The organism is Citrobacter sp. RHBSTW-00029 (genome assembly GCF_014104295.1).
Classification (GTDB): Bacteria; Pseudomonadota; Gammaproteobacteria; order Enterobacterales; family Enterobacteriaceae; genus Citrobacter; species Citrobacter youngae.
The window spans coordinates 4,535,591-4,549,886 of record NZ_JABXRT010000001.1 but is presented as its reverse complement, the minus strand read 5'-3'; the positions used below and the strand labels follow the sequence as shown (position 1 = coordinate 4,549,886).

The window sequence follows — 14,296 nt, the reverse complement described above, 5'->3', positions numbered from 1 at the left end:
TTCTTACATGAATGCGATTACACTCACAAGATTCCCGCCAAAAACACTCTCTATTAACGTTTTAAGAACATTTTCCACAACAAAAAAGGGTTTCCTGCCATAATATCCGCCTCTTTGTGACAGGAGTCGCAGCGTATTCGGTTATTCGTGGAATCACCGGATGCGTAAATCTATGAGCCTTGTCGCGGTTAGCAATCCCTAAAAAACCTTACTATTCCAGGTAATACATATTGGCTAAGGAGCAGTGAAATGCGTGTGAACAACAGTTTAACCCCGCAAGATCTCAAGGCTTATGGTATCAATGACGTTCAGGATATCGTTTACAATCCAGACTACGACACGCTTTATCAGGAAGAACTTGATCCAAACCTGGAAGGTTATGAGCGTGGCGTGTTAACGAATCTGGGCGCCGTTGCCGTTGATACCGGTATCTTTACCGGACGTTCGCCAAAGGATAAGTACATTGTCCGTGACGACACCACACGAGATACACTCTGGTGGTCCGACAAAGGTAAAGGTAAGAACGACAACAAACCGCTTTCCCAGGAAACCTGGCAGCATTTGAAAGGGTTAGTCACCCATCAACTCTCCGGCAAACGTCTGTTTATCATTGATGCTTTCTGCGGTGCTAATGCGGATACCCGTCTTTCCGTGCGCTTCATTACCGAAGTCGCCTGGCAGGCACATTTTGTCAAAAATATGTTCATCCGCCCGAGCGACGAAGAACTGGTTGATTTCAAACCTGATTTCATCGTGATGAACGGTGCAAAATGCACTAACCCGCAGTGGAAAGAACAAGGTCTGAACTCCGAAAACTTCGTGGCGTTTAACCTGACTGAACGCATTCAGTTAATTGGCGGCACCTGGTACGGCGGCGAGATGAAGAAAGGTATGTTCTCCGTCATGAACTACCTGCTGCCGCTGAAAGGCATTGCATCCATGCACTGCTCGGCAAACGTCGGTGAAAAAGGGGATGTGGCGGTCTTCTTTGGCCTGTCCGGTACCGGTAAAACCACGCTGTCCACCGACCCGAAACGCCGCCTGATTGGCGATGACGAACACGGCTGGGATGACGACGGCGTATTTAACTTCGAAGGCGGTTGCTACGCGAAGACCATCAAACTGTCTAAAGATGCTGAGCCGGAAATCTACAACGCGATCCGCCGTGATGCCCTGCTGGAAAACGTCACCGTGCGCGAAGATGGTTCTATCGACTTCGATGATGGTTCCAAAACCGAGAACACCCGCGTGTCCTACCCGATTTATCACATCGACAATATCGTTAAGCCGGTGTCAAAAGCGGGTCATGCAACCAAAGTCATCTTCCTGACCGCCGACGCATTTGGCGTACTGCCACCGGTTTCTCGCCTGACGGCGGACCAAACCCAGTACCACTTCCTGTCTGGCTTTACCGCCAAACTGGCTGGCACCGAGCGTGGCGTCACTGAGCCTACGCCAACCTTCTCTGCCTGTTTCGGCGCGGCATTCCTGTCGCTGCACCCAACGCAGTACGCAGAAGTACTGGTAAAACGCATGCAGGCGGCTGGTGCACAGGCTTATCTGGTGAATACCGGCTGGAACGGCACCGGCAAGCGTATCTCAATCAAAGATACCCGTGCGATTATCGACGCCATCCTGAACGGATCTCTGGATAACGCGGAAACGTTCCGTCTGCCGATGTTTGACCTGGCAATCCCAACCGAGCTGCCGGGTGTGGATACGCGTATTCTCGATCCTCGTAATACCTACGCATCCCCGGAGCAGTGGCAAGAAAAAGCCAACGCACTGGCGAAACTGTTTATCGAGAACTTCGAGAAGTACACCGACACCCCTGCGGGCGAAGCGCTGGTTAGCGCCGGACCGAAGCTGTAACGAAAAGTGCCGGATGGCGGCTTCGCCTTATCCGGCCTACTGCAACTGATAAGCTCAGCGACATCAGGCGGTTAGCGAAATAAAAAGGGAGGCATTTAGCCTCCCTTTTTTCTACGCGTCTTTCGTTGTCCCCTGCGTGCGCGTGAATGGAACCGGAAGCCAGGCGCGTATCGACAGCCCGCCTCGCTCACTGGTGCCAATTTCCAGCATACCGTTATGGTTATCAATAATACGCTGTACAATCGCCAGACCCAGCCCCGTGCCGCTGGTACTCCGCGCGCTGTCACCGCGCACAAACGGCTGGAACAGGTGTTGACGCTGTTCCGGTTTGATACCCGGCCCGTCATCTTCGACCTGGAACCAGGCGCGATGCGCTTCCATACCGCTACTGACCTTAATCCAGCCATTACCGTAGCGAGCGGCGTTAACCACCATATTAGCAACCGCGCGCTTGATAGACAGTGGGTGCATCTTCACCTGAATGACGCCTGGGCGTAATGCAGTATCAATTTCACGCTCGTAACCACTTTCTGCCGCGATCACTTCACCTAATACCGAGTTCAGATCGGCCATCTCCATCGGCATCTCCTGACCCGTGCGCAGATAATCGATGAACTGTTCGATAATGGCATTACACTCTTCAATGTCCTTATTGATGGACTCCGCGAGGTATCCGTCTTCTTCGCCCATCATTTCCGTCGCCAGACGGATACGCGTCAGCGGGGTGCGTAAATCATGGCTCACGCCCGCCATTAACAGCGTACGGTCATCGGCCAGCTGTTTTACGCCGGCGGCCATATGGTTGAAGGCTCGGGTAACAGAGCGCACCTCAGAGGCGCCGTACTCGCGCAGCGGCGGCGGAATAATGCCTTTCCCCACCTGTAACGCCGCATGTTCAAGATCCACCAACGGTCGGTTCTGAATACGGATAAACAGCCACGCGCCACCGATAGCCAGCAGCATAATCGCCAGCGTATAGCGGAACAGCGGTGAGAAATCACCCTGATGGATTTCCGTAAGCGGCACGCGTACCCAGATGTTGGGCGACAGCCAGGTTTTCAGCCACACGACCGGCGAGCTCTTGTTCACCTCAACGCGGACTTCCGTCGGGCCGCCCAGTTGCTGCGCCATCTGGTGGCTTAAGAATTCATAGTGTTGCGCCCAACGCAGACCGGCTTCTTCAGCGGCCTCGTTGGAATAGAGGGAAATACCGAGCTCACGGTAAATTTCCCGACGAAATGCAGGTGGCACTACCAGTTGCGTACCGTCCTCCAGTTGCAGTTTATCAGTCATCAGCATACGGACTTCGTAGGCCAGGACCTTATTAAACTGCTGGAGGCTCGGCAGAATCGCGAAGTTCAGCACCACAAGGTAGGTCGTCACCAGGCTTGCAAACAGCAAGGTGACGATAAGCAATAACGTGCGAGCAAACGAACTTCGTGGCGAGAAGCGCATTCGCCTCATGCTTTAGAACCATCCGGAACAAAGACGTAGCCCAGACCCCATACGGTCTGAATATAACGAGGGTGCGCCGGGTCTTCTTCCACCATACGACGCAGACGAGAAATCTGCACGTCGATGGACCGCTCCATCGCCGAGTATTCACGACCACGGGCCAGGTTCATCAACTTGTCGCGGGACAGCGGTTCACGTGGGTGGCTTACCAACGCTTTCAGCACCGCAAATTCACCGCTGGTGAGCGGCATAGGCTCATCTTCGCGGAACATTTCACGCGTACCGAGGTTCAGTTTGAACTTACCAAACGCAATGACCGCTTCTTCCTGGGAAGGCGCGCCCGGCAGTTCGTTTGCCTGACGACGCAGTACAGCGCGGATACGCGCCAGCAGTTCACGCGGGTTAAACGGTTTCGGAATGTAATCGTCAGCGCCGATTTCCAGTCCAACAATACGGTCCACTTCTTCGCCCTTCGCCGTCACCATAATGATCGGCATCGGGTTGCTTTGGCTGCGCAGGCGGCGGCAAATAGACAGACCATCTTCTCCCGGCAGCATTAAATCCAGCACCATCAGGTGGAAAGACTCACGGGTCAGCAGACGATCCATCTGCTCAGCGTTTGCGACGCTTCGAACCTGGAAGCCCTGCTCGGTCAGATAACGTTCCAGAAGCGCACGCAAGCGCATGTCGTCATCGACCACCAGAATCTTATAGTTCTCTTGCATTGTTATTACTCCCAAAGGTTCGCAACAATTAAGTGTATATTCTTAAGAAAGCTAGCGTGAGTCACCAGCGAATTCTGGTATGAATTCCAGGCTAAATTGTTACAAAGCATATTAAACAGCAGCTTAAGTATACAATGTTTCTCGCAATACATTATTTATTCTGTTGATATGCTCATGTAATACTAATTGTGCGCATCATCACAGAGTCGAAGGCAAAACAATAAGATGAAAACGCCCCTGATAACCCGTGAAGGGTATGAAAAACTCAAACAAGAGCTGAATTATCTCTGGCGTGAAGAGCGCCCGGAAGTCACCAAAAAGGTTACCTGGGCCGCAAGTCTGGGTGACCGCAGCGAAAATGCTGACTACCAGTATAATAAAAAGCGCCTGCGTGAGATCGACCGCCGCGTCCGATATTTGACCAAGTGCATGGAGAATCTGAAAATCGTCGATTACTCCCCGCAGCAGGAAGGCAAAGTTTTCTTTGGCGCATGGGTTGAGATTGAAAATGACGATGGCGACATCCGCAAATTCCGTATTGTTGGCTACGATGAGATCTTCGGTCGTAAAGATTACATCTCTATCGACTCACCAATGGCGCGGGCGCTGCTGAAAAAAGAAGTCGGCGATCTCGCAGTAGTAAACACCCCTGGTGGCGAAGCCAGCTGGTACGTGAACGAGATTGAATACGTTAAGTGAGACCGGAACAATCCGAAGCCCCCGTAGATGACTGGCATTTTTGTCAGTCAATCCGTATAACTATCCCCTGATTTTTTATCCTATAGACGAAGCTATCCATGATGAATGATTCTTTCTGCCGCATTATCGCAGGTGAAATTCAGGCTCGTGCTGAACAGGTAGAAGCTGCCGTTCGCTTGCTTGACGAAGGGAACACCGTGCCGTTTATCGCACGTTATCGTAAGGAAATCACCGGCGGTCTGGATGATACGCAACTGCGTAATCTGGAAACCCGTCTGGGATATCTGCGTGAACTGGAAGACCGCCGTCAGGCAATCCTGAAATCTATCGGCGAGCAAGGCAAACTGACCGACGATCTGGCGAAAGCGATCAACGGCACGTTAAGTAAGACCGAACTCGAAGATCTCTATCTGCCGTACAAACCTAAACGCCGTACCCGTGGGCAAATCGCCATTGAGGCCGGACTGGAGCCGCTGGCAGACCTGTTGTGGAACGAACCGTCTCACGACCCGGAAACGGAAGCCGCTAAATACCTCAACGCCGACAACGGCGTGACGGATACCAAAGCCGCACTCGACGGCGCACGCTACATTCTGATGGAGCGCTTCGCAGAAGACGCCGCCCTGCTGGCGAAAGTGCGTGATTACCTGTGGAAAAACGCCCACCTGGTCTCCACCGTGGTAAGCGGTAAAGAAGAGGCAGGCGCGAAGTTCCGCGACTACTTCGATCACCACGAACCGATCTCTACCGTGCCGTCTCACCGTGCGCTGGCCATGTTCCGTGGCCGTAACGAAGGCGTGCTTCAGCTTTCGCTGAATGCCGATCCGCAATTCGATGAGCCGCCAAAAGAGAGCCACGGCGAACAGATTATCCAGAACCACCTGGGACTGCGCCTGAACAACGCCCCTGCCGACAGTTGGCGTAAAGGCGTGGTCAGTTGGACATGGCGAATTAAGGTGCTGATGCACCTCGAAACCGAGCTGATGGGCACCGTGCGTGAACGTGCCGAAGATGAAGCGATTAACGTCTTCGCCCGTAACCTGCACGATCTGCTGATGGCCGCGCCTGCGGGTCTGCGTGCCACCATGGGCCTCGATCCCGGTCTGCGTACCGGCGTGAAGGTGGCGGTTGTTGACGGCACCGGCAAGCTGGTCGCGACCGACACCATTTATCCACACACCGGTCAGGCCGCCAAAGCCGCCGTTGCTGTAGCGGCGCTGTGTGAAAAATACAACGTTGAACTGGTGGCGATTGGTAATGGTACGGCGTCGCGTGAAACCGAACGTTTCTTCCTCGACGTGCAGAAACAGTTCCCGAAAGTCACCGCACAGAAAGTGATCGTCAGCGAAGCCGGGGCATCAGTTTACTCTGCTTCCGAGCTGGCGGCGCAGGAATTCCCGGATCTCGACGTTTCATTGCGTGGCGCGGTGTCTATAGCCCGTCGTCTGCAGGACCCGCTGGCTGAGCTGGTGAAAATCGATCCGAAATCGATCGGCGTGGGCCAGTATCAGCACGACGTTAGCCAGACGCAGTTGGCGCGTAAGCTGGATGCGGTGGTGGAAGACTGCGTAAACGCCGTCGGCGTCGATCTCAATACCGCCTCCGTTCCGCTGTTGACCCGCGTGGCCGGCCTGACGCGCATGATGGCGCAAAACATCGTCGCCTGGCGCGATGAGAACGTTCAGTTCCAGAACCGTCAGCAACTGCTGAAAGTCAGCCGTCTGGGGCCAAAAGCCTTTGAACAGTGCGCGGGCTTCCTGCGCATCAACCATGGCGATAACCCACTGGATGCCTCCACCGTTCACCCGGAAGCCTACCCGATCGTGGAACGCATTCTGGCCGCCACCGAGCAATCGCTGCGTGACCTGATGGGCAACAGCGACGAACTGCGCAATCTGAAAGCTGCCGATTTCACCGATGAACGTTTCGGGGTACCGACCGTCACCGACATCATCAAAGAGCTGGAAAAACCGGGCCGCGACCCGCGTCCTGAATTTAAAACCGCACAGTTTGCCGATGGTGTAGAAACCATGAACGACCTGCTGCCGGGGATGATTCTGGAAGGGGCGGTCACCAACGTCACCAACTTCGGCGCGTTTGTGGATATCGGCGTTCATCAGGATGGACTGGTGCATATCTCTTCATTGTCGAATAAGTTCGTCGACGATCCACACACCGTGGTGAAAGCGGGCGACATCGTGAAGGTGAAAGTGCTGGAAGTTGACCTGCAACGCAAGCGTATCGCGCTGACCATGCGCCTGGACGAGCAGCCGGGTGAAACCAATGCGCGTCGCGGCGGCGGGAATAACGATCGCACTCAGGGCAATCGCCCAGCGCCAAAAGCGGCGAAACCGCGTGGTCGTGACGCCCAGCCTGCGGGCAACAGCGCGATGATGGATGCGCTGGCGGCGGCAATGGGTAAAAAACGCTAAGTTTGGATCATGTGCCGGATGGCGGTGTAAACACCCTGTCCGGCATATTTAATATATTATCTTCTCTCCGCCCCTTATATTTATCACCTCATTAACAAATAAAACCTTAATTAAACATTAAGAAAGTCAATAATGACACTGCAGAAACATTCATTCCAAAGCGGAATAAATGTTGAGAAATATCAAAATTGGCTCAAATTATTGTTCAATTCTACATTCCGTCACATTTATTCTATTGATGATAGAAACCATTCTCATTATCATTGTTTTGTTGATTATTTACTCTTTCCTTACGTTGGCTAATCATCTGGTCTCATGCCGCCCTGTCGCCCCATGAGGTAATCATCCAGTTAGCGAGATATAAGTAGGTCCCTATGCAATTCACTCCTGACAGTGCGTGGAAAATTACCGGCTTTGCCCGTGAAATCAGCCCGGCTTATCGTCAGAAACTGTTGTCACTTGGCATGCTGCCCGGCTCCTCCTTCAACGTGGTACGCGTCGCCCCGCTCGGCGATCCTATCCATATCGAAACGCGTCGCGTAAGCCTGGTATTGCGTAAGAAAGATCTGGCGTTATTAGAAGTGGAAGCGGTTTCCTGTTAATACAGTGAGTCTATAAAAATGAAAAAACTAACCATTGGTTTAATTGGTAATCCTAATTCCGGCAAGACAACCTTATTCAACCAGCTCACCGGCGCGCGCCAGCGTGTAGGTAACTGGGCTGGCGTTACCGTTGAGCGTAAAGAAGGTCATTTCGCCACAACGGACCATCAGGTCACGCTGGTGGATTTACCTGGCACCTATTCACTGACGACAATCTCATCCCAGACCTCTCTCGATGAGCAAATTGCCTGTCACTATATTTTGAGCGGCGACGCAGATCTGTTGATCAACGTGGTCGATGCTTCAAACCTTGAACGCAACCTCTACCTGACGTTGCAACTGCTTGAGTTGGGCATCCCCTGCATCGTCGCGTTGAATATGCTGGATATCGCTGAAAAGCAGCAAATCCGTATTGATATCGACGCCCTCTCAGCACGTCTTGGCTGCCCGGTGGTTCCGCTGGTTTCCACCCGCGCCCGCGGCATTGAAGCGCTGAAGCTGGCGATCGACCGCTACAAAGAAAACGACACCGTCGAACTGGTCCATTATGCCCAGCCGTTGCTGCAGGAAGCGGACTCCCTCGCCGACGCGATGGCCAAAGACATGCCACTGAAACAGCGCCGCTGGCTGGGTCTGCAGATGCTGGAAGGCGATATCTACAGCCGCGCTTACGCCGGTGATGCCGCGCAAAACCTGGATGCTTCCATCGCACGCCTGAGCGAGACTATGGACGATCCGGCGCTGCACATCGCCGATGCGCGCTATCAGTGCATTGCCGCTATCTGCGATACCGTCAGCAATACTCTGACGGCAGAGCCGAGCCGTTTCACCACCGCGGTAGATAAAATCGTCCTTAACCGCTTCCTCGGGCTACCGATTTTCCTGTTCGTGATGTACCTGATGTTCCTGCTCGCCATTAACATCGGCGGCGCACTGCAACCGTTGTTTGACGTCGGCTCCGTGGCGCTCTTTATCCATGGTATTCAGTGGATTGGCTACACGCTGCACTTCCCGGACTGGCTAACCATCTTCCTGGCCCAGGGCCTTGGCGGCGGGATTAACACTGTGCTGCCGCTGGTACCGCAAATCGGCATGATGTACCTGTTCCTCTCCTTCCTTGAAGACTCCGGCTACATGGCGCGCGCCGCGTTTGTGATGGACCGTCTGATGCAGGCGCTGGGACTGCCGGGCAAATCGTTTGTGCCGCTGATCGTCGGCTTTGGCTGTAACGTACCGTCCGTGATGGGCGCACGTACGCTGGACGCCCCGCGTGAGCGTCTGATGACCATCATGATGGCGCCGTTTATGTCCTGCGGCGCACGTCTGGCGATTTTCGCCGTCTTTGCCGCAGCATTCTTTGGTCAGAACGGCGCACTGGCGGTCTTCTCGCTGTACGTACTGGGTATCGTGATGGCGGTGTTGACGGGACTGATGCTCAAACACACCATCATGCGTGGTGAAGCAACGCCGTTCGTGATGGAGCTGCCGGTATACCACGTGCCGCACATCAAGAGTCTGATCATTCAAACGTGGCAACGCCTGAAAGGCTTCGTTCTGCGTGCGGGTAAAGTCATCATCATCGTCAGCATTTTCCTCAGCGCGTTTAACAGCTTCTCGCTGAGCGGAAAAATCGTCGACAACATCAACGACTCTGCGCTGGCCTCCGTTAGCCGTGTTATTACTCCAGTGTTTAAACCGATTGGCGTTCACGAAGATAACTGGCAGGCAACCGTAGGTTTGTTCACCGGCGCGATGGCGAAAGAAGTGGTAGTTGGTACACTGAACACGCTCTATACCGCAGAAAACATTCAGGAAGAAGAGTTCAATCCGGCAGATTTCCACCTTGGCGACGAGCTGCTCGGTGCGGTGGATGAAACCTGGCAAAGCCTGAAAGACACCTTCAGCCTGAGCGTACTGGCCAACCCTATCGAAGCCAGCAAGGGCGACGGAGAAATGGCGACGGGTGCAATGGGCGTGATGGGTGAGAAATTTGGCAGCGCCGCCGCCGCGTACAGCTACCTGATCTTTGTTCTGCTATATGTACCGTGCATTTCAGTGATGGGTGCTATCGCACGTGAATCCAGCCGTGGCTGGATGAGCTTCTCGATTCTGTGGGGCCTGAATATCGCCTACTCTCTGTCGACGCTGTTTTATCAGACGGTCAGCTACAAAGAGCACCCGACCTACAGCCTGGTGTGCATTTTAGCGGTCATCCTGTTTAACATCGTGTTGCTGGGCCTGCTGCGTCGAGCTCGCAGCCGCGTGGACCTCGCACTGCTGGCAACCAACAGAACGGCGAGTTCCTGCTGTTCCAGCACGACTGGCGATTGCCACTAAGGTTATCGACAATGGCATCACTTATTCAGGTTCGTGATTTATTGGCTTTGCGGGGGCGCATGGAGGCGACACAAATTAGCCACACGCTGCACACCCCGCAGCCGATGATTGACGCCATGCTGAATCAGTTAGAAAAGATGGGCAAAGCGGTGCGGATTCAGGAAGATGCCGACGGGTGTCTTTCCGGAAGCTGCAAAAGTTGCCCGGAAGGTAAAGCCTGCCTGCGCGAATGGTGGGCTTTACGCTAATCAGATGCTCTTTGCCGGATGGCGCTACGCTTATCCGGCCTACAAATGATGCAAACGTCCAGGCCGGATAATTCGTTTATGCAGATATCCGTTACTTTAGAAACAATTCAGTTTCTGTTTTAACGCCACCAGCGCTGCGCAAAACTCGGCGGGATGCGAGATAAACGGTGCATGCGCCGCCTTAGCAAACACCAAAGACTCGCTCTGCGGCCAGAGGGCATCGAGCATTGGGACGACTTTGCGCGGAACCAGCCCGTCAAGATAGCCGTACAACCGCAGGAAAGGCATTTCCACCGAGCACAACGGCTCACGCAAATCGACCGTTTTCAGGATCTCCAGCCCGCCATTAAGTACCTCGACGTCCGGCATGGGTAATGCCAACACCGTTTTCTTCAGCGCTCGCGCATCCTGACGTGCGGTTTCCGTGCCCATCGTTTGCAACGCCAGAAAACGCTCCACTGTACGCTGGAAATCTTCGCTCAGCTGCTGCTGGAAGCCTGCCAGCACTTCTGGCTTGATGCCTGGCCACTCCTCGCGCGCGCTAAAGCAAGGGGAAGAGGCCACGGTCACCAGCGCCTGAACACGCTCAGGATGGGTTAACGCCACCTGGCTTGCAACCAGCCCGCCCAGGCTCCAGCCGAGCCAAATGGCTTTCTCCGGTGCCTGTTTTAATACTCGCTCAGCCATCTCTTCCAGCGACATCGCGCCGAAACCCTGGCTGCGGCCAAATCCCGGTAAGTCGACAAGATGCAGCGTGAAATGCGAGCTCAGTTCCTCGCTTATGCAATGCCACACCTCTGCATTCAGTCCCCATCCGTGCAGCAGCACAAGATGGCAATTTCCCGAACCCTGGGTCTGCCACCAGATGTCATTCATCAGTTACTGTTCTCTTTTAGCTAACAAGGATGTCTCTATGCTAACAGTACCAGGATTATGCTGGCTATGCCGAATGCCGCTGAGGTTGGGGCATTGGGGAATTTGCTCTGTCTGCACACGGGCAGTACGCCAGCATGACAGCCTGTGCCCACAGTGCGGGCTACCGGCCATTTACACCTCGCTTCCCTGTGGTCGTTGCCTACAAAAACCACCGCCGTGGCAGCGCCTGGTTTCAGTCAGCGATTATGTTCCGCCAGTAAGCGGGCTTATCCACCAGCTTAAATTTTCACGGTACAGTGAAATAGCCCCTGCGCTGGCACGTCTGCTGTTGCTGGAGGTATTGCAGGCACGGCGCGTCAGCGCTCTTCCTCTGCCAGACAGGCTCATCAGCGTACCGCTCTGGCAGCGACGGCACTGGCGCAGGGGGTTTAATCAGAGCGAATTACTGTGTCGCCCACTGGCGCGCTGGCTGGGCTGCGACTGGGACAGCCGGATCATATCGCGGGTTCGGGCAACCACCACGCAGCACCATCTCAGCGCCCGATTGCGTAAACGTAACCTGAAAAACGCCTTTCGCCTTGAATTGCCGGTGCAGGGACTCCATATGGTTATTGTGGATGATGTCGTCACTACCGGAAGTACCGTCGCGGAAATCGCGCAGCTGCTTTTACGCAACGGCGCGGCGACTGTCCAGGTATGGTGCCTGTGTCGAACCTTGTAGAGCCTCGATGATGGGCGTATTATAACCAAGTAAAATAGTCAACTATTAGGCCATTACTATGATCCATATTTCCGATGCTGCACAAGCGCACTTTGCCAAACTGCTGGCAAATCAGGAAGAAGGGACACAAATCCGTGTATTTGTGATTAATCCCGGCACGCCTAACGCTGAATGCGGCGTTTCTTATTGTCCGCCGGACGCCGTGGAAGCAACCGACACCGCCATTAAATTTGACCTGCTGACCGCATATGTTGATGAACTGAGCGCACCGTATCTGGAAGATGCAGAAATCGATTTCGTTACCGACCAGTTAGGCTCCCAGCTGACCCTGAAAGCACCAAACGCCAAAATGCGTAAAGTTGCCGATGATGCGCCGCTGATGGAACGCGTGGAGTACATGCTGCAATCGCAGATCAACCCACAGCTGGCTGGCCACGGTGGTCGCGTATCTCTGATGGAAATCACCGATGAAGGCTACGCCATTCTGCAGTTTGGCGGCGGCTGTAACGGCTGTTCAATGGTCGATGTGACGCTGAAAGAAGGTATCGAGAAGCAGCTGCTGGCTGAATTCCCTGAACTGAAAGGCGTTCGCGATTTAACCGAACACCAGCGCGGCGAGCACTCTTACTACTAACGACCAGACTTGTAGGCCCGGTAAGACGCATCCGCGTCGCCACCGGGCATCGATGCCGGATGGCAGCGTAAACGCGGTCTCCGGCTTCCCCCCCCTTTCCTGGCATCTATCCTGCAACAATCCCCCTCATAATTTGACCAGCCTCTCATAATTTAAATTTTGCCTGCCCAGGTGATTTTCAAGCGCCACATGTTACCCGTATCATTCGTATCAGCACCTAATACACACATAATAGCCAGCTAAACTGATTAGTTTTGCAGGCAACCAGCATTGGTGCTGAGAATACTCTGTTCCCGGTCGGGACAATCGGAATTTGTCATCTAAACACTGACGTTACCCATAACAAAGTAAAGGCCAGGTAAATCATGCCATTAGTCATCGTTGCTATCGGTGTAATCTTGTTACTCCTCCTGATGATCCGTTTCAAAATGAACGGTTTCATCGCTCTCGTCCTGGTGGCGCTTGCTGTCGGATTGATGCAAGGGATGCCACTGGATAAAGTCATCGGTTCAATTAAAGCCGGCGTCGGCGGAACCCTTGGCAGCCTCGCCCTGATTATGGGTTTTGGCGCCATGCTGGGCAAAATGCTGGCGGACTGCGGCGGCGCACAGCGCATCGCAACCACCCTGATTGCTAAATTCGGCAAAAAACATATTCAGTGGGCGGTGGTATTAACCGGCTTCACCGTTGGTTTTGCCCTGTTCTACGAAGTTGGTTTCGTACTGATGCTGCCGCTGGTGTTCACCATTGCCGCTGCTGCCAATATCCCGCTGCTGTACGTTGGCGTGCCAATGGCTGCGGCACTGTCCGTAACGCACGGCTTCCTGCCACCGCACCCGGGTCCAACCGCTATCGCCACCATTTTCCACGCAGATATGGGTAAAACCCTGCTGTTTGGTACGATTCTGGCAATCCCGACCGTTATTCTCGCCGGTCCGGTATACGCACGTTTCCTGAAAGGCATTGATAAGCCAATCCCGGAAGGTCTGTACAGCGCAAAAACCTTCACTGAAGAAGAGATGCCAGGCTTTGGCGTCAGCGTCTGGACCTCTCTGGTCCCGGTTATTCTGATGGCAATGCGCGCCGTGGCGGAGATGATTCTGCCAAAAGGTCATGCTTTCCTGACGGTTGCAGAATTCCTCGGTGACCCGGTCATGGCAACGCTTATTGCAGTGCTGATTGCGATGTTCACGTTTGGTCTGAACCGCGGACGTTCGATGGATCAGATTAACGACACGCTGGTGTCTTCAATCAAAATCATCGCGATGATGCTGTTGATCATCGGTGGTGGCGGAGCCTTCAAACAGGTTTTGGTTGATAGCGGCGTGGACAAATACATCGCCTCAATGATGCACGGCTCTAACGTGTCTCCTCTGCTGATGGCATGGTCTATCGCTGCAGTACTGCGTATCGCACTGGGTTCTGCAACCGTTGCGGCAATCACCGCTGGCGGGATTGTGGCACCACTGATTGCAACAACCGGCGTAAGCCCTGAGCTGATGGTTATTGCAGTTGGTTCCGGTTCCGTCATCTTCTCCCACGTGAACGATCCAGGCTTCTGGCTGTTCAAGGAGTACTTCAACCTGACTATCGGTGAAACCATCAAGTCATGGTCAATGCTGGAAACCATTATCTCCGTCTGCGGTCTGGTTGGGTGTCTGCTGCTGGGTATGGTGGTTTAACAACACACGTTTT

The 14,296-nt window shown here is 53.9% G+C and carries 12 protein-coding genes; 9 read left to right on the top strand and 3 right to left on the bottom strand.

Features of this window, described 5'->3' with window-relative positions:
- Nucleotides 1-249 precede the first annotated feature (249 nt).
- Complete coding sequence (gene pckA, locus HV041_RS21905) at nt 250-1,872, top strand: phosphoenolpyruvate carboxykinase (ATP) (RefSeq protein ID WP_048213555.1); 1,623 nt, start codon at nt 250-252, stop codon at nt 1,870-1,872.
- A 111-nt stretch (nt 1,873-1,983) separates the two neighbouring features.
- Here the strand turns inward: pckA and envZ are convergent, their stop codons facing one another.
- Both envZ and ompR read right to left on the bottom strand, forming a co-directional pair.
- Nucleotides 1,984-3,336 carry a two-component system sensor histidine kinase EnvZ gene (gene envZ, locus HV041_RS21900; RefSeq protein WP_048213556.1) on the bottom strand — a complete coding sequence of 451 codons (1,353 nt, stop codon included), beginning with the start codon at nt 3,334-3,336 and terminating at the stop codon, nt 1,984-1,986.
- The gene (ompR, locus tag HV041_RS21895) at nt 3,333-4,052 is read right to left on the bottom strand and encodes a two-component system response regulator OmpR (RefSeq protein WP_001157751.1); all 720 of its coding nucleotides are present in this window, start codon (nt 4,050-4,052) and stop codon (nt 3,333-3,335) included. The genes envZ and ompR overlap by 4 nt, the downstream gene beginning before the upstream one ends.
- A gap of 225 nt (nt 4,053-4,277) precedes the next feature.
- Between ompR and greB the strand changes: the two genes are divergently transcribed.
- The 5 genes from greB to feoC all read left to right on the top strand — a co-directional run bounded on the left by greB (nt 4,278) and on the right by feoC (nt 10,370).
- Nucleotides 4,278-4,751 (top strand): transcription elongation factor GreB, encoded by a 474-nt coding sequence (gene greB, locus HV041_RS21890; RefSeq protein ID WP_003023524.1) that lies wholly within the window; start codon nt 4,278-4,280, stop codon nt 4,749-4,751.
- Between the two features lie 98 nt (nt 4,752-4,849).
- Nucleotides 4,850-7,183, top strand: a complete 2,334-nt coding sequence (locus HV041_RS21885) for a Tex family protein (protein ID WP_182294269.1) — start codon at nt 4,850-4,852, stop codon at nt 7,181-7,183.
- A gap of 374 nt (nt 7,184-7,557) precedes the next feature.
- Nucleotides 7,558-7,785 (top strand): ferrous iron transporter A, encoded by a 228-nt coding sequence (feoA, locus tag HV041_RS21880; protein ID WP_003023519.1) that lies wholly within the window; start codon nt 7,558-7,560, stop codon nt 7,783-7,785.
- Between the two features lie 18 nt (nt 7,786-7,803).
- Nucleotides 7,804-10,122 (top strand): Fe(2+) transporter permease subunit FeoB, encoded by a 2,319-nt coding sequence (gene feoB / locus HV041_RS21875; RefSeq protein WP_003023518.1) that lies wholly within the window; start codon nt 7,804-7,806, stop codon nt 10,120-10,122.
- A gap of 11 nt (nt 10,123-10,133) precedes the next feature.
- The gene (gene feoC / locus HV041_RS21870; RefSeq protein WP_003023516.1) at nt 10,134-10,370 is read left to right on the top strand and encodes a [Fe-S]-dependent transcriptional repressor FeoC; all 237 of its coding nucleotides are present in this window, start codon (nt 10,134-10,136) and stop codon (nt 10,368-10,370) included.
- A 96-nt stretch (nt 10,371-10,466) separates the two neighbouring features.
- Here the strand turns inward: feoC and bioH are convergent, their stop codons facing one another.
- Nucleotides 10,467-11,246 carry a pimeloyl-ACP methyl ester esterase BioH gene (gene bioH, locus HV041_RS21865; protein WP_048213559.1) on the bottom strand — a complete coding sequence of 260 codons (780 nt, stop codon included), beginning with the start codon at nt 11,244-11,246 and terminating at the stop codon, nt 10,467-10,469.
- 37 nt (nt 11,247-11,283) lie between these two features.
- On the opposite strand from bioH, the gene gntX reads away from it, so the two are divergent.
- From gntX to gntT, 3 genes are all read left to right on the top strand, one after another.
- Nucleotides 11,284-11,967, top strand: a complete 684-nt coding sequence (gntX, locus tag HV041_RS21860; protein ID WP_121585148.1) for a DNA utilization protein GntX — start codon at nt 11,284-11,286, stop codon at nt 11,965-11,967.
- 58 nt (nt 11,968-12,025) lie between these two features.
- A complete protein-coding gene (gene nfuA, locus HV041_RS21855; RefSeq protein ID WP_003023509.1) occupies nt 12,026-12,601 on the top strand; it encodes a Fe-S biogenesis protein NfuA in 576 nt (191 codons plus the stop codon).
- A 365-nt stretch (nt 12,602-12,966) separates the two neighbouring features.
- On the top strand, nt 12,967-14,283 hold the full coding sequence (gene gntT / locus HV041_RS21850) for a gluconate transporter (RefSeq protein WP_003023507.1): 1,317 nt from the start codon (nt 12,967-12,969) through the stop codon (nt 14,281-14,283).
- The last annotated feature ends 13 nt before the right edge of the window (nt 14,284-14,296 follow it).